12 protein-coding genes and 3 pseudogenes are annotated in these 16005 nt (G+C 69.1%); 8 read left to right on the top strand and 7 right to left on the bottom strand.

Annotation, left to right across the window (positions count from 1 at the left end):
* From ACFXA3_RS13975 to rpmH, 7 genes and pseudogenes are all read right to left on the bottom strand, one after another.
* A pseudogene (locus tag ACFXA3_RS13975) lies at nt 1-116 on the bottom strand (cobyrinic acid a,c-diamide synthase); the annotation flags it as partial.
* 246 nt (nt 117-362) lie between these two features.
* A complete protein-coding gene (rsmG, locus tag ACFXA3_RS13970; protein ID WP_082411059.1) occupies nt 363-1103 on the bottom strand; it encodes a 16S rRNA (guanine(527)-N(7))-methyltransferase RsmG in 741 nt (246 codons plus the stop codon).
* A gap of 114 nt (nt 1104-1217) precedes the next feature.
* Nucleotides 1218-1730 (bottom strand): R3H domain-containing nucleic acid-binding protein, encoded by a 513-nt coding sequence (locus ACFXA3_RS13965; protein ID WP_054227241.1) that lies wholly within the window; start codon nt 1728-1730, stop codon nt 1218-1220.
* A gap of 15 nt (nt 1731-1745) precedes the next feature.
* Entirely contained in the window at nt 1746-2849 is a 1104-nt protein-coding gene (gene yidC / locus ACFXA3_RS13960) for a membrane protein insertase YidC (RefSeq protein WP_054227242.1), read from the bottom strand.
* Nucleotides 2850-2852: 3 nt separating this feature from the next.
* Entirely contained in the window at nt 2853-3134 is a 282-nt protein-coding gene (yidD, locus tag ACFXA3_RS13955) for a membrane protein insertion efficiency factor YidD (protein ID WP_078613072.1), read from the bottom strand.
* The gene (rnpA, locus tag ACFXA3_RS13950; RefSeq protein WP_082411060.1) at nt 3131-3505 is read right to left on the bottom strand and encodes a ribonuclease P protein component; all 375 of its coding nucleotides are present in this window, start codon (nt 3503-3505) and stop codon (nt 3131-3133) included. The genes yidD and rnpA overlap by 4 nt, the downstream gene beginning before the upstream one ends.
* A gap of 21 nt (nt 3506-3526) precedes the next feature.
* Nucleotides 3527-3664 carry a 50S ribosomal protein L34 gene (gene rpmH, locus ACFXA3_RS13945; RefSeq protein ID WP_018547628.1) on the bottom strand — a complete coding sequence of 46 codons (138 nt, stop codon included), beginning with the start codon at nt 3662-3664 and terminating at the stop codon, nt 3527-3529.
* A gap of 355 nt (nt 3665-4019) precedes the next feature.
* On the opposite strand from rpmH, the pseudogene dnaA (ACFXA3_RS13940) reads away from it, so the two are divergent.
* The 8 genes and pseudogenes from dnaA (ACFXA3_RS13940) to gyrA form a co-directional block, all read left to right on the top strand.
* Nucleotides 4020-4323 (top strand): annotated as a pseudogene (dnaA, locus tag ACFXA3_RS13940) (chromosomal replication initiator protein DnaA); the annotation flags it as partial.
* Between the two features lie 77 nt (nt 4324-4400).
* Nucleotides 4401-5813 (top strand): annotated as a pseudogene (gene dnaA / locus ACFXA3_RS13935) (chromosomal replication initiator protein DnaA); the annotation flags it as partial.
* An 865-nt stretch (nt 5814-6678) separates the two neighbouring features.
* Nucleotides 6679-7809: a DNA polymerase III subunit beta gene (gene dnaN / locus ACFXA3_RS13930; protein ID WP_385186424.1), complete on the top strand. Its 1131-nt coding sequence runs from the start codon at nt 6679-6681 to the stop codon at nt 7807-7809.
* Between the two features lie 233 nt (nt 7810-8042).
* On the top strand, nt 8043-8918 hold the full coding sequence (gene gnd / locus ACFXA3_RS13925) for a phosphogluconate dehydrogenase (NAD(+)-dependent, decarboxylating) (protein ID WP_385186421.1): 876 nt from the start codon (nt 8043-8045) through the stop codon (nt 8916-8918).
* 93 nt (nt 8919-9011) lie between these two features.
* Complete coding sequence (gene recF / locus ACFXA3_RS13920) at nt 9012-10148, top strand: DNA replication/repair protein RecF (protein WP_385186418.1); 1137 nt, start codon at nt 9012-9014, stop codon at nt 10146-10148.
* Nucleotides 10145-10672, top strand: coding sequence for a DUF721 domain-containing protein (locus tag ACFXA3_RS13915; protein ID WP_385186415.1), 528 nt, complete (start codon nt 10145-10147; stop codon nt 10670-10672). Before recF ends, ACFXA3_RS13915 begins: the two co-directional genes overlap by 4 nt.
* 413 nt (nt 10673-11085) lie before the next feature.
* Entirely contained in the window at nt 11086-13107 is a 2022-nt protein-coding gene (gene gyrB, locus ACFXA3_RS13910) for a DNA topoisomerase (ATP-hydrolyzing) subunit B (RefSeq protein ID WP_385186431.1), read from the top strand.
* A 41-nt stretch (nt 13108-13148) separates the two neighbouring features.
* Nucleotides 13149-15743, top strand: a complete 2595-nt coding sequence (gene gyrA / locus ACFXA3_RS13905; RefSeq protein WP_385186412.1) for a DNA gyrase subunit A — start codon at nt 13149-13151, stop codon at nt 15741-15743.
* Nucleotides 15744-16005: the final 262 nt, after the last annotated feature.

The raw sequence follows: 16005 nt of genomic DNA, 5'->3' as shown, positions 1-16005 counted from the left end.
GCCGATTCAGAGCGGGGACCGGGGACCGGGTCGGCCATCGGCCCCGCGAGGTTGGCGTCGGACCGCACGGTGTCACTCTCCTCGACATCAGGCTCGCGATGAACAGAGCCTGCCATGCCACCCGGGTCGCGAACCAGCGGGGCCCGTACTCCTGTGGATGAATCCACCGTTGTGGACAACTCCGTCCCCCCTTCGTCCGTGCGGTGACGGGGGGACGCAGCCGCACGGCCGCGGCTGATGATTCCGTGCAGCAGAGAGCGACGTTTCACGTGAAACACGATGCCCGGACCGTGCCCGGACAGGGTCTTCGGGCCGCTACGACACTCCGAAATCCATACCTATAGGGCGCAACGCGCCCGTCATCAGCGACGGCGGCGGGTCCGGCTGGTGCGCGCGGCCTTAGCCCGCTTGGCCGCGAACCTCACCCCACCGGGGCTTTCTCCGACCTCGACCCGGACGACCGTGGACAGGGGATCGACCACCCCTTCGCCCACCTGGAGCACCGAGGTCTTCACCACACCCAGCTTCGCCAGCGCGACCTTCGCCGCCACCAGCTCTTCCTCCGCGGTGTCACCCTTCAGGGCGAGCATCTCCCCGTACGGGCGCAGCAGGGGCACGCCCCAGCCCGCCAGCCGGTCCAGCGGAGCCACGGCCCGCGCCGTCACCACATGCACCGGCTGCACCTTGCCGAGAACCTCCTCGGCCCGGCCGCGCACCACCGTGACGTGGTCCAGGCCCAGCAGCTCGACGGCCTCCTGCAAGAAGGTCGTCCGCCGCAGCAGCGGCTCCAGCAGCGTGATCTTCAGATCCCGCCGCACCAGGGCCAGCGGAATGCCGGGCAGGCCGGCCCCCGAACCCACGTCGCACACCGTGACGCCCTCGGGCACCACTTCCGACAGCACCGCGCAGTTCAGCAGGTGCCGCTCCCACAGCCGGGGCACTTCGCGCGGGCCGATCAGGCCCCGCTTGACTCCGGCGTCCGCCAGCAGCTCCGCATACCGCACAGCTTCCGGGAAAAACTCGCCGAACACCGCGCGCGCCTCTTCAGGCGCCGGGGGAAGCTCCGCTGCCTCCGTCACGGGGACCGTCCTTCCGTACCGCATGGATCGTTGAAAACGCACTGCACGAACTGGCACCGCCCAGACAGGCACTGCCAGGCTGACAAACATCGGCCCCGTCTGCGACACAGACGGGGCCGAACACACTCAGGCTTGGGGTCAGGCCGGGAGCACGACGACGAAGCGCTGCGGCTCCTCGCCCTCCGACTCGCTCTTCAGCCCCGCAGCCGCCACGGCGTCGTGGACGACCTTCCGCTCGAAGGGCGTCATCGGCGCCAGCTTCAGGGGCTCACCGGACGCCTTCACGTCCGCCGCCGCCTTGGCGCCCAGCGCCGCCAGCTCCTCGCGCTTCTTCGCGCGGAAGCCTGCGATGTCGAGCATCAGCCGACTGCGGTCACCCGTCTCGCGGTGCACGGCGAGACGGGTCAGCTCCTGGAGCGCCTCCAGGACCTCACCGTCGCGCCCCACGAGCTTCTGGAGATCACGGCTGGCCGAGTCGCTGACGATGGAGACCGCGGCCCGGTCGGCCTCGACGTCCATGTCGATGTCCCCGTCCAGGTCGGCGATGTCCAGCAGACCCTCGAGGTAGTCGGCCGCGATCTCGCCCTCCTGCTCGAGGCGGGTGAGGGTGTCGCCACTCTCAGCGGCGGCCGTGGTGGTGCCTTCCGTCACGGGAGGGACTCCTTCTTACTTCTTGGAAGAGGGCTTGGGGGGCGTCTGGCGCTGCGATTTGGTCTGCCGCTTCGGCTGCTGCCGCTTGGCCGCACCACCGCTCGCCGCATCCGAATCCGCCGTGGCCTCGGCGCTCTTGGTCACGGACCCGTCCGCCTGCGCAGCCAGACCCTGCTTCGTGAGAGCCGTGATGAACTTGCGCTCGTTGTCGTTGCGGTCCGGGCCCTTGGCCACGATCGCGGCGACGATCTTCTTCTTGCCCCGACCCTTGACCTCGCCGTGCGTGGTCACGTGCTTCAGCAGACGGGTCAGGTACTGGTCCTGCGCCTTGCTGCCCGGCGTCGGGTTCTGGTTGATCACGTACATCTGCTGGCCCATGGTCCACACGTTCGTGGTCAGCCAGTAGACGAGGACACCCACGGGGAAGTTGATGCCCATGAACGCGAAGATCAGCGGGAAGATGTACATCAGCATCTTCTGCTGCTGCATGAACGGCGTCTTCACCGAGAGGTCGACGTTCTTCTGCATCAGCTGACGCTGGGTGTAGAACTGCGACAGCGACATCAGGACGATCATGACCGCGGTCACGATCCGGACGTCGGTCAGGGAGGCGCCGAGCGCGGCGACCTTCTCCTCGCTGTCCGTGAACTTCGCAGCCAGCGGGGCACCGAAGATGTGCGCCTGGCGGGCACTCTCCAGCAGCGACTCGTTGATCACGCCGATGGTCTTGCCGTTGGCGATGGCCGAGAGCACGTGGTACAGCGCGAAGAAGAACGGCGACTGCGCGATGATCGGAAGGCACGAGGAGAGCGGGTTGGTACCCGTCTCCTTGTACAGCTTCATCATCTCTTCGGACTGGCGCTGCTTGTCGTTCTTGTAGCGCTCCTGGATCGCCTTCATCTTCGGCTGGAGCGCCTGCATGCCACGCGTCGCCTTGATCTGCTTCACGAAGAGCGGGATCAGGCAGATGCGGATCAAGACCACCAGGGACACGATCGACAGGCCCCAGGCCCAGCCGCTGTCCGGGCCGAAGATGGCACCGTACAAGCTGTGGAACTGGACGATGACCCACGAGACGGGCGTGGTGATAAAGCTGAACAAACTGGCAATCGTGTCCACTAATCAGGCTCCTTGAGCATTGCGAGATCTACGCAACGCACTGCGCAGCTGCTCGTGCCAACGCGGGCGTTTACGGGGTGGGACATGGTCGACACCACCGGCGGACCACGGATTGCACCGCAGGATCCGCCAGCCGGTCAGAACCGTCCCCTTCACCGCACCATGCCGGTCGATGGCCGTGAACCCGTAGTGCGAGCACGAGGGGTAATAACGGCACACCGGCCCGAGCAGCGGACTGATGGTCCACTGGTACAGCTTGATCAATGCGAGCAGCGGGTACTTCATCGAGCCACGCCTCCCAGGAGCCGCGTCAGAGCGGCATCCAGGTCCCGGGCCAGTTCGTCGACGCCGGCATCACCCGCTCCGGGCAACGCCCGCACCACCACCAGGCTACCGGCGGGCAGGCGACAGAGCCGCTCGCGGACAAGGTGACGCAAACGGCGCTTGACCCGGTTACGGACGACGGCGCCACCCACGGCCTTGCTGACGACGAAACCCGCACGCGTCGAGGGATCGATCTCCCCCGGCTCGTGCGGGTCCGTTGCACCGCTGGTTCGTAGGTGGACGACGAGGAGCGGGCGACCTGCCCGACGACCTCGACGCACCGCGCTCGCGAAGTCCTCGCGCCGCCTCAGCCGATTCTCGGGAGACAGCACGACGTCACGACCTGCGCGTTGTTACGCGGAGAGGGCGGCGCGGCCCTTGCTGCGGCGGTTCGCCAGGATCGCGCGACCGGCACGGGTACGCATCCGCAGGCGGAAGCCGTGGGTCTTGGCACGACGGCGGTTGTTCGGCTGGAAGGTGCGCTTGCTCACTCGGGGGCTCCAGAGAATGAATCGTTGTGGCGGGACATCGCCTGGCTGTCACCGTGCGCCCACGAGGAAACTCGCGTGTTCGCCCGAGTGGCACCGCTAAACGATCACAAAAGGTGATCTTCGCCCATCGGTAGGCAGGCGGCAGCAGCCATCGACAACTCGACCTCGTTACGGTACGCGCGGCTACGCCATCCGGTCAAACCGAGGCGACGTGCCCCCACACTGTGCACAGGCTGTGGACAACGACTTGAACCGTACCCGTCGGGCTGACTACCGTTGTCTGATCCCGGATTTTTTGTCCCGACCGTCCCAAAGAACCACACATTCGTGGGACCCCTGTGAGAGAGCGTGCTCTGTGGCTGACGTACCTGCCGATCTTGCCGCAGTGTGGCCAAGGGTGCTCGAGAAGCTCCTCGGGGAGGGACAGCAGGCCATCGAGCCCAAGGACAAGCAGTGGGTGGAGCGCTGCCAGCCCCTTGCACTCGTCGCCGACACCGCGCTGCTCGCCGTACCCAACGAGTACGGCAAGCGCGTCCTGGAGGGCCGGCTCGCCCCGCTGATCAGCGATGCGCTCAGCCGTGAGTGCGGCCGCCCCATCCGCATCGCCATCACCGTGGACGACTCGGCCGGCGAGCCCGCGCCCCTGGCCGCGCCCGCGCAGCAGCGCTCCGAGTCCTACGAGCCGTACGGCGGCCAGCGCAACGGCGGCCACACCGGTCACACCGGCCCCGGCGGTCCGTCCGACGACCAGCTCCCGACGGCCCGCCCCGCCTACCCGGACTACCAGCAGTCGCGCCCCGAGCCCGGCTCCTGGCCCCGCGGCGGCCAGCAGGACGACTACGGCTGGCAGCAACCCCGCCTCGGCGGCTTCCCCGAGCGCGACCCCTACGCCTCCCCGCAGCCGGGCTACCTCCAGCAGTCCGAGTCCGGCGGCTACGAGCAGGGCTCCTATGAACAGCAGCCGTACGAACAGCAGCAGTACGAGCCCCGCCCGCCGCAGCAGTCCCACCCGTACGAGCAGCAGCAGTACGAGCAGCCGGCCCCGCGCCCCGCGCCCGGCCGGCCCGCACCGCCGCCGGCCCCGTCGGGCGGCTCCACCTCGGGCCCGCTGGAGCCGACCGCCCGGCTGAACCCCAAGTACCTGTTCGACACCTTCGTCATCGGCGCCTCCAACCGCTTCGCGCACGCCGCGGCGGTGGCCGTCGCCGAGGCGCCCGCCAAGGCCTACAACCCTCTTTTCATCTATGGGGAGTCGGGCCTGGGCAAAACGCATCTGCTGCACGCCATCGGGCACTACGCGCGCAGCCTCTACCCGGGTACCCGCGTGCGGTACGTGAGCTCCGAGGAGTTCACCAACGAGTTCATCAACTCGATCCGTGACGGCAAGGGCGACGCGTTCCGCAAGCGCTACCGCGAGATGGACATCCTGCTCGTCGACGACATCCAGTTCCTCGCGAGCAAGGAGTCGACGCAGGAGGAGTTCTTCCACACCTTCAACACGCTCCACAACGCCAACAAGCAGATCGTGCTGTCCTCCGACCGGCCGCCCAAGCAGCTCGTCACCCTGGAGGACAGGCTCCGCAACCGCTTCGAGTGGGGCCTGATCACCGACGTCCAGCCGCCCGAGCTGGAGACGCGTATCGCGATCCTGCGCAAGAAGGCCGTACAGGAGCAGCTCAACGCCCCGCCGGAGGTCCTGGAGTTCATCGCCTCCCGCATCTCGCGCAACATCCGCGAGCTGGAGGGGGCGCTGATCCGGGTCACGGCGTTCGCGAGCCTGAACCGGCAGCCGGTGGACCTCGGCCTGACCGAGGACGTCCTCAAGAACCTGATCCCGGGCGGGGAGGACTCGGCTCCCGAGATCACGGCCTCGGACATCATGGCCGCCACCGCCGACTACTTCGGCCTGACCGTGGACGACCTGTGCGGCTCCTCGCGCAGCCGCGTCCTGGTCACGGCCCGGCAGATCGCCATGTACCTGTGCCGGGAGCTCACGGACCTCTCACTGCCCAAAATCGGGGCGCAGTTCGGGGGCCGCGACCACACGACCGTCATGCACGCGGACCGCAAGATCCGCGCCCTGATGGCGGAGCGGCGCTCCATCTACAACCAGGTCACCGAGCTCACCAACCGCATCAAGAACGGCTGAACCAGCGCCTGCCGGCCCCTTCAGGGGCCTCTCCAAACGCTTCCAGAGGGCGCTCCCGGGGTACTCCGGGGGCGCCCTTCTTCGTTCGCGCGCCCCTGACCTGTTCGAATACGCCCCCTGCGGAGCAACTCATCCACAGATTCCGCGACTTTCTTCCGTCCACAGGGTGGGGACGGCCCGCGTCACCCACAATCTGTCCACAGGGCTCCGGCGTGAGGCACCATCAGAGCTGGTCAGCCCCCTGTGGAATTGTGCGCAAGCGTCATCCACAGCCTGTGGACAGAACCTCCGTCCACAGGCTCGTCCACGCCTCTGTCCACCGCCGACCCACAGGTTCCCGCATCCTGTGCACAGGATGCGGCGGGTTACCCACATCGCTGTCCACTGTTCGGCAACATCCCACCCCCGATCACCGCCCTGAGTGAAAGCCGTCACACGGAAGTCGACGTTTGGGCTGTGGAGTACCTGGGGAAAGCTGGGGACACACCTGTGGAGTAGTCGGGGTCACCTGGGGATGGCCTGTGCAGAAGTTTTCGTTCTCCACAGACGCACCGTGTTGTCCACCGGTGCCACCCACAGGGTGTGGGGATAAAAAACGGCGGGTGACCTGCGAGAACGGGGTTATCCACCGTTTCCACAGGCCCTACTACTACCCCCATAGAGAGTTAGGCCGGTTTCGGTTTTCAAGCAGGTCCTGTGCACAACTCGGTGGGCGGCCCTCCCCGACACCTCGCTTCCGATTTGACCGGCGGCAGCAACGACTGTCGGCGCCGTACGTCAGACTGGTCCCCGGCATCGGTCGAGGCATCGACGAGCCGACGACGAAGGCCGGCAGACGAGCGAGCAACAGCAGGAGGCGGTTCCGGTGAAGATCCGGGTGGAGCGCGACGTACTCGCGGAGGCGGTGGCCTGGGCTGCACGCAGCCTCCCGGCCCGGCCGCCGGTGCCCGTTCTCGCGGGCCTGCTGCTGAAGGCCGAGGAGGGCACCCTGTCCCTCTCCGGCTTCGACTACGAGGTCTCCGCCCGCGTCTCCGTCGAGGCGGACGTCGAGGAGGACGGCACCGTCCTCGTCTCCGGCCGGCTGCTCGCCGACATCTGCCGCGCCCTGCCCAACCGCCCGGTGGAGATTTCCACAGACGGTGTACGGGCGACCGTGGTCTGCGGCTCCTCGCGGTTCACACTCCACACCCTTCCTGTGGAGGAGTACCCGGCGCTGCCGCAGATGCCGACCGCGACCGGCACCGTGCCCGGTGAGGTCTTCGCCTCCGCCGCCGCCCAGGTCGCCATCGCCGCCGGCCGCGACGACACGCTGCCCGTGCTCACCGGCGTCCGCATCGAGATCGAGGGCGACCGCGTCACCCTGGCCTCCACCGACCGCTACCGCTTCGCGGTCCGCGAGTTCCTGTGGAAGCCGGAGAACCCGGAGGCCTCCGCCGTGGCCCTGGTGCCGGCGAAGACGCTCCTGGACACCGCCAAGTCCCTGACCAGCGGTGACACCGTCACCCTGGCGCTGTCCGGCTCCGGCGCCGGCGAGGGCCTCATCGGCTTCGAGGGCGCCGGCCGCCGCACCACCACCCGCCTCCTCGAAGGCGACCTGCCGAAGTACCGCACGCTGTTCCCGACGGAGTTCAACTCCGTCGCCGTGATCGAGACCGCCCCGTTCGTCGAGGCCGTCAAGCGCGTGGCCCTGGTGGCCGAGCGCAACACCCCGGTCCGCCTCAGCTTCGAGCAGGGCGTGCTGATCCTGGAGGCCGGTTCCTCCGACGATGCACAGGCTGTGGAACGTGTGGACGCCAAGCTCGAGGGCGACGACATCTCGATCGCCTTCAACCCGACCTTCCTGCTGGACGGTCTGAGCGCGATCGACTCGCCGGCCGCGCAGCTGAGCTTCACCACGTCCACCAAGCCGGCGCTGCTCAGCGGCCGTCCCGCGGTCGACGCCGAAGCCGACGAGGCGTACAAGTACCTGATCATGCCGGTGCGCCTGTCCGGCTGACGCACGCCGACGTCGGGCCCGGTCTCGCAGGCTGCGGGGCCTGGCCCGACGTCGTTCGCGCCCCTGCCCGTACCGCCCCGCCCGTACCGCGGCGGCCCGCACCCCTGCCCCGTACGGCCTCCCGGGAGCGCCCGTGGCGCCCGGCGGCACCGCCCGGCGTAGGCTCGGAGCCGGGGTGCCCGGGTAATCCGGGAACCCGGCACAGACGGCCACAACGCTTAAGGAACCACCTGATGGAGCTTGGTCTCGTCGGTCTCGGCAAGATGGGCGGCAACATGCGCGAGCGCATCCGCCGCGCAGGCCACACCGTCATCGGATACGACCGCAACCCGGACCTCGCCGACGTCCACAGCCTGCGGGAACTTGTGGACAGCCTGCCGGCCCCCCGTGTCGTGTGGGTGATGGTCCCGGCAGGTGCGGCGACGCAGTCCACCATCGACGAGCTCGGGGAGCTGCTCTCGATCGGCGACATCGTCGTGGACGGCGGCAACTCGCGCTGGACCGACGACGAGAAGCACGCCGAGGAGCTCGCGGCCAAGGGCATCGGCTTCGTCGACTGCGGCGTCTCCGGCGGCGTCTGGGGCCTGGAGAACGGCTACGCGCTGATGTACGGCGGTGCGAAGGACCACGTCGCGCGCGTCCAGCCGGTCTTCGACGCGCTCAAGCCCGAGGGCGACTTCGGCGCCGTGCACGCCGGCAAGGTGGGCGCGGGCCACTTCGCGAAGATGGTCCACAACGGCATCGAGTACGCCATGATGCAGGCCTACGCCGAGGGCTGGGAGCTGCTGGAGAAGGTGGACTCGGTCACCGACGTCCGCGAGGTGTTCCGGTCCTGGCAGGAGGGCACGGTCATCCGCTCGTGGCTCCTGGACCTCGCGGTGAACGCGCTGGACCAGGACGAGCACCTGGAGCAGCTGCGCGGCTTCGCGCAGGACTCGGGCGAGGGCCGGTGGACGGTGGAGGCCGCGATCGACAACGCGGTGCCGCTGCCCGCGATCACCGCCTCGCTCTTCGCGCGGTTCGCGTCCCGCCAGGACGACTCCCCGCAGATGAAGATGATCGCCGCGCTGCGCAACCAGTTCGGCGGCCACGCGGTCGAGAAGAAGTGATCCACAGCAGGACGCAGTAGTACACAGCAGGACACGACCGCTCCGCAGCAGCACGGAGCACAGCAGCAGGAAGCCGGGGGAGGTCGGCGCCGTATGCACGTCACGCATCTCTCACTGGCCGACTTCCGCTCGTACGCCCGGGCCGAGGTGCCCCTCGACCCGGGCGTCACGGCTTTCGTGGGCCCCAACGGCCAGGGCAAGACGAACCTGGTCGAGGCCATCGGCTACCTGGCGACGCTGGGCAGCCACCGCGTCTCCTCGGACGCCCCGCTGGTGCGGATGGGCGCCGAACGGGCGGTCATCCGCGCGGCCGTCACCCACGGGGAGCGCCGGCAGCTGGTGGAGCTGGAACTGAACCCGGGGCGGGCCAACCGCGCCCGGATCAACCGGTCTTCGCAGGTCAGGCCGCGGGACGTGCTGGGGATCGTACGGACGGTGCTGTTCGCGCCGGAGGACCTGGCCCTGGTGAAGGGGGATCCCGGGGAGCGCCGGCGGTTCCTCGACGACCTGGTCACGGCCCGCTCCCCGCGGATGGCGGGAGTCCGCTCCGACTACGAGCGGGTGCTCAAGCAGCGCAACACCCTCCTGAAGTCGGCGGCGATGGCCCGCCGGCACGGCGGCCGCTCCATGGACCTGTCCACCCTCGACGTCTGGGACCAGCACCTCGCGCGCGCGGGCGCGGAGCTGCTGGCGCAGCGCCTCGACCTGATCGCGACGCTGCTGCCGCTGGCGGACAAGGCGTACGAGCAGCTCGCGCCCGGCGGCGGCCCGCTGGGGCTGGCGTACAAGGCCTCGGCGGGCGAGCCGGTGGACAGCGGTGCGGCGCGGACCCGCGAGGCGCTGTACGAGGTGGTGCTGGCGGCCCTGGCCGAGGTGCGCAAGCAGGAGATCGAGCGCGGCGTGACCCTGGTGGGCCCGCACCGGGACGACGTGCTGCTGCGGCTGGGCGACCTCCCGGCGAAGGGGTACGCGAGTCACGGCGAGTCCTGGTCGTACGCGCTGGCGCTGCGGCTGGCCTCGTACGAGCTGCTGCGCTCGGAGGGCGCCGAGCCGGTGCTGATCCTGGACGACGTGTTCGCGGAGCTGGACGCGCGGCGCCGGGAGCGGCTGGCGGAGCTGGTGGCTCCGGGCGAGCAGGTACTGGTGACGGCGGCGGTGGACGACGATGTTCCGGGCGTGCTGGCGGGGACGCGGTTCGGGGTGTCCGGCGGTGAGGTGACCCGGCTGTGAGCGAAGACACTCAAGGACCGCGCAAGGTCCCCGAGCCCTCGGGCGTGGACCTCGCGCGGCAGGCGCTGGCGGCGGCCCGGGAGCAGGCACGGGCCCGGGGCAACGCGGCGGGCGGGAAGAAGGGGAGCCGGCAGCCGGGGCTGCGCTCGGGCGCGCGCGCGGACGGCCGGGATCCGATGCCGCTGATGGCGGCGCTGGACCGGCTGCGCACGGAGCGCGGCTGGGAGATGCCGATGGCGGTGGCGGGCGTGATGGAGCGCTGGCCGGAGATCGTCGGCCCGGAGATCGCGGCGCACTGCGAACCGGACCGCTACGAGGACCGTGAACTGGTCGTGCGGTGTGATTCCTCGGCGTGGGCGGCGCAGCTGAAGCTGCTGGCTCCGCAGCTGGTGGCGCGGCTGAACGCCGATCTGGGGCAGGGCACGGTCCGGATGATCAAGGTCCAGGGTCCGGGCGGGCGCCCGAAGCGGTACGGGCCCCTGCGGGCGCCGGGCAGCAGCGGTCCCGGGGACACCTGGGGCTGAGCGGGCCCTCCCGCGCGGCGGCCCGGTGCGCGGAGCCCGGCCGCGCCGGGTCCGGGGGATCCGTACGCGCCCCCGTGCCCGGAACGACGGCAGCGCCGGAGTGAGCCCGGCGGGGCCGGAGCGAGCTCCTCCGAATGCGGCGTCCCTCACGGTAGCGAGAGGTTGACAGGCCGAAGCGCTGGACGCCCGTGTGAGCCTCTTTGAGCCCCTCCCCGGATATGGGGAGTCGGAGAGAGGAGGTTCAGGGCGGCACATGCGGACTCAGGTACCGGCAAACCCCCATTCATGTCAGTGGTACCGGTAGACTGGAGACAATCCCGCCCGTTCGCGGGGTGACACCGAACAACGCAGACAACGCAGATCGACGCGGCCGCTCCCGCCGGCGCACATGCTGGTCCGGAGTACGGGCTGCGCTGTGCCAGAAAGGGCGCTTCGTGGCCGATTCCGGCGACTCCAACGAGAAGAATTACGACGCCAGTGCGATCCAGGTCCTCGAGGGCCTGGACGCCGTCCGCAAGCGGCCGGGTATGTACATCGGCTCGACCGGTGAGCGTGGACTCCACCACCTCGTCCAGGAGGTCGTCGACAACTCGGTCGACGAGGCCATGGCCGGGCACGCGGACACGATCCACGTGACGATCCTCGCCGACGGCGGCGTGCGCGTGGTCGACAACGGCCGCGGCATCCCGGTCGGCATCGTGCCGTCCGAGGGGAAGCCGGCCGTCGAGGTCGTGCTGACCGTCCTGCACGCGGGCGGCAAGTTCGGCGGCGGCGGCTACGCCGTCTCCGGCGGTCTGCACGGCGTCGGTGTGTCCGTCGTGAACGCCCTGTCGACCAAGGTCGCGGTCGAGGTCAAGACGGACGGGTACCGCTGGACCCAGGACTACAAGCTGGGCGTGCCGACGGCTCCCCTGGCCAGGAACGAGGAGACCGACGAGCACGGCACGTCGGTGACGTTCTGGGCCGACGGGGACATCTTCGAGACGACCGAGTACTCCTTCGAGACGCTGTCGCGGCGCTTCCAGGAGATGGCCTTCCTCAACAAGGGCCTGACCCTGACGCTGACCGACGAGCGCGAGTCGGCGAAGGCCACGGCGGACGCCGACAACCCCGACGCGGACGTGCAGGAGCCCAAGGCCCGCACGGTCAAGTACCACTACGAGGGCGGCATCGTCGACTTCGTGAAGTACCTGAACTCGCGCAAGGGCGAGCTGATCCACCCGACCGTCATCGACGTCGAGGCCGAGGACAAGGAGCGGATGCTCTCGGTCGAGATCGCGATGCAGTGGAACTCGCAGTACTCGGAGGGCGTGTACTCCTTCGCGAACACGATCCACACGCACGAGGGCGGTACCCACGAGGAGGGCTTCCGCGCGGCGCTGACGGGTCTGGTGAACCGTTACGCGCGCGACAAGAAGCTGCTGCGCGAGAAGGACGACAACCTCGCCGGCGAGGACATCCGCGAGGGTCTGACGGCGATCATCTCGGTGAAGCTGGGCGAGCCGCAGTTCGAGGGCCAGACGAAGACCAAGCTGGGCAACACGGAGGCGAAGACCTTCGTGCAGAAGGTCGTCCACGAGCACCTCAACGACTGGTTCGACCGCAACCCGGTCGAGGCCGCGGACATCGTCCGCAAGGCGATCCAGGCGGCCACGGCGCGCGTCGCGGCCCGCAAGGCACGTGACCTGACGCGCCGCAAGGGCCTGCTGGAGAGCGCCTCGCTGCCGGGCAAGCTGTCCGACTGCCAGTCGAACGACCCCACCAAGTGCGAGATCTTCATCGTCGAGGGTGACTCCGCCGGCGGCTCCGCGAAGTCCGGCCGCAACCCGATGTACCAGGCCATCCTGCCCATCCGCGGCAAGATCCTGAACGTCGAGAAGGCCCGTATCGACAAGATCCTCCAGAACACCGAGGTCCAGGCGCTGATCAGTGCCTTCGGCACGGGTGTGCACGAGGACTTCGACATCGAGAAGCTCCGCTATCACAAGATCATCCTGATGGCGGACGCCGACGTCGACGGCCAGCACATCAACACCCTGCTGCTGACCTTCCTGTTCCGCTTCATGCGCCCGCTGGTCGAGGCCGGGCACGTGTACCTGTCGCGCCCGCCGCTCTACAAGATCAAGTGGGGCCGGGACGACTTCGAGTACGCGTACTCGGACCGCGAGCGCGACGCACTGGTGGAGCTCGGCAAGCAGAACGGCAAGCGGATCAAGGAAGACTCGATCCAGCGCTTCAAGGGTCTGGGCGAGATGAACGCCGAGGAACTGCGCGTCACCACCATGGACGTGGACCACCGCGTGCTCGGCCAGGTCACCCTGGACGACGCGGCCCAGGCCGACGACCTGTTCTCGGTGCTGATGGGCGAGGACGTCGAGGCGCGGCGCTCCTTCATCCAGCGCAACGCCAAGGACGTTCGGTTCCTCGACATCTGAGTCGGTCTCCGCTGACCGCCTGAAAGGACTTCTGACCAGCAATGGCCGACGAAACCACCCCCACCGCAGAGAATCCCGCGGAGGAGCAGCCCGTGCTGCGCATCGAGCCCGTCGGGCTCGAAACGGAGATGCAGCGCTCCTACCTCGACTACGCGATGTCCGTCATCGTCTCGCGCGCCCTGCCGGACGTGCGCGACGGCCTCAAGCCGGTGCACCGCCGCGTGCTGTACGCGATGTACGACGGCGGATACCGGCCCGAGAAGGGCTTCTACAAGTGCGCCCGCGTCGTCGGTGACGTCATGGGCACGTACCACCCGCACGGCGACAGCTCCATCTACGACGCCCTGGTCCGCCTGGCCCAGCCGTGGTCGATGCGCATGCCGCTGGTGGACTCGAACGGCAACTTCGGCTCCCCGGGCAACGACCCGGCCGCCGCGATGCGCTACACCGAGTGCAAGCTCATGCCGCTGGCCATGGAGATGCTCCGGGACATCGACGAGGAGACCGTCGACTTCACGGACAACTACGACGGCCGCAACCAGGAGCCGACCGTCCTGCCGGCCCGCTTCCCGAACCTGCTGGTCAACGGCAGCGCCGGTATCGCGGTCGGCATGGCCACCAACATCCCGCCGCACAACCTGCGCGAGGTCGCGGCCGGCGCCCAGTGGGCGCTGGAGCACCCGGAGGCCACGCACGAGGAGCTGCTCGACGCGCTCCTGGAGCGCATCAAGGGCCCCGACTTCCCCTCGGGCGCGCTGGTCGTGGGCCGCAAGGGCATCGAGGAGGCGTACCGGACCGGGCGCGGCTCCATCACGATGCGCGCGGTGGTCGAGGTCGAGGAGATCCAGAACCGCCAGTGCCTGGTGGTCACGGAACTCCCGTACCAGACCAACCCGGACAACCTGGCGCAGAAGATCGCCGACCTGGTCAAGGACGGCAAGATCGGCGGCATCGCCGACGTCCGCGACGAGACCTCGTCCCGGACGGGCCAGCGCCTGGTGATCGTGCTCAAGCGCGACGCCGTCGCCAAGGTCGTGCTGAACAACCTGTACAAGCACACCGACCTCCAGACGAACTTCGGCGCGAACATGCTGGCGCTGGTGGACGGCGTGCCGCGCACGCTGTCGATCGACGCGTTCATCCGCCACTGGGTGCAGCACCAGATCGAGGTCATCGTCCGGCGGACGAAGTTCCGTCTGCGCAAGGCGGAGGAGCGGGCGCACATCCTGCGCGGCCTGCTCAAGGCGCTGGACGCCATCGACGAGGTCATCGCGCTGATCCGGCGCAGCAACACCGTCGAGATCGCGCGCGAGGGCCTGATGGGCCTGCTGGAGATCGACGAGATCCAGGCGAACGCGATCCTGGAGATGCAGCTGCGGCGCCTGGCGGCCCTGGAGCGGCAGAAGATCGTCGCCGAGCACGACGAGCTCCAGGCGAAGATCAACGAGTACAACGCGATCCTGGCGTCGCCGCAGAAGCAGCGCTCGATCGTCAGCGAGGAGCTGGCGGCGATCGTCGAGAAGTACGGCGACGACCGGCGTTCCAAGCTGGTGCCCTTCGACGGGGACATGTCCATCGAGGACCTGATCGCCGAAGAGGACATCGTCGTCACCATCACGCACGGCGGTTACGTCAAGCGCACCAAGACCGAGGACTACCGCTCGCAGAAGCGCGGCGGCAAGGGCGTGCGCGGCACGAAGCTCAAGCAGGACGACCTGGTCGACCACTTCTTCGTGTCCACCACGCACCACTGGCTGCTGTTCTTCACGAACAAGGGCAGGGTCTACCGCTCGAAGGCGTACGAGCTGCCGGACGCCGGCCGTGACGCCCGCGGGCAGCACGTGGCGAACCTGCTGGCCTTCCAGCCGGACGAGAAGATCGCCCAGATCCTCGCGATCCGCGACTACGAGGCCGCCCCGTACCTGATCCTGGCCACCAAGGGCGGCCTGGTGAAGAAGACGGCGCTCAAGGACTACGACTCCCCGCGCTCGGGCGGTGTCATCGCGATCAACCTCAGGGAGACCGAGGACGGCAGCGACGACGAGCTGATCGGCGCCGAGCTGGTCTCCGCCGATGACGACCTGCTGCTGATCAGCAAGAAGGCGCAGTCGATCCGCTTCACGGCCACCGACGACGCGCTGCGCCCGATGGGCCGCGCGACCTCCGGTGTGAAGGGCATGAGCTTCCGCGAGGGTGACGAACTGCTGTCGATGAGCGTTGTGAGGCCGGGTACGTTCGTCTTCACCGCGACCGACGGCGGTTACGCCAAGCGGACGCCGGTCGACGAGTACCGCGTCCAGGGTCGTGGTGGTCTGGGCATCAAGGCCGCCAAGATCGTGGAGGACCGCGGGTCGCTCGTCGGGGCGCTCGTGGTGGACGAGTCGGACGAGATTCTCGCCATCACGCTCGGCGGTGGTGTGATTCGTACGCGAGTCAACGAAGTCAGGGAGACCGGCCGTGACACCATGGGCGTCCAGCTGATCAACCTGGGCAAGCGCGATGCCGTGGTCGGCATCGCTCGGAACGCCGAGGCCGGTCAGGAAGCTGACGAGGTCGAGGAGACCGAGGCGGCCGAAGGACAGGCCGTCGAGGCCGCCGAGGGCACGCAGCCCTCGGCCGGGGAGCACGAGGAGTAAGTCGTGAGTGGAGCCACGGGCGCCGGACCGGCCAAGACTGGGGAGGACGGTGCCCGTGGCCCCGCCGCGGAATCCCAGGGCGGGGGCGCCGAAGCCGGGGACAGGGGGAGGACCGTGACGGACACCCGCAAGCCCAAGAAGGAGAAGGCCGCCCCGGCGGCCGCGGCCGCGACGGCCGCGACGGCGGCGCCGGCCGCCGGCCGCCCCCCGGCGGACCCGGGGAACCCCCCCCCCGGCGACGCCGGGGCCGCCGCGGCGGCGC

Source organism: Streptomyces sp. NPDC059456 (assembly GCF_042750055.1).
Lineage (GTDB): Bacteria > Actinomycetota > Actinomycetes > Streptomycetales > Streptomycetaceae > Streptomyces.
The sequence above is the reverse complement of the archived record's forward strand: the minus strand, read 5'-3'. Positions and strand labels throughout refer to the sequence as shown.

What these genes read in the sequence shown, in the direction of transcription:
- rsmG (WP_082411059.1), bottom strand. Translation starts at nt 1,103, where the DNA reads ATGCGGTACGGAAGGACGGTCCCCGTGACGGAGGCAGCGGAGCTTCCC.
- yidD (WP_078613072.1), bottom strand. Translation starts at nt 3,134, where the DNA reads ATGAAGTACCCGCTGCTCGCATTGATCAAGCTGTACCAGTGGACCATC.
- gnd (WP_385186421.1), top strand. Translation starts at nt 8,043, where the DNA reads ATGGAGCTTGGTCTCGTCGGTCTCGGCAAGATGGGCGGCAACATGCGC.
- recF (WP_385186418.1), top strand. Translation starts at nt 9,012, where the DNA reads ATGCACGTCACGCATCTCTCACTGGCCGACTTCCGCTCGTACGCCCGG.
- gyrA (WP_385186412.1), top strand. Translation starts at nt 13,149, where the DNA reads ATGGCCGACGAAACCACCCCCACCGCAGAGAATCCCGCGGAGGAGCAG.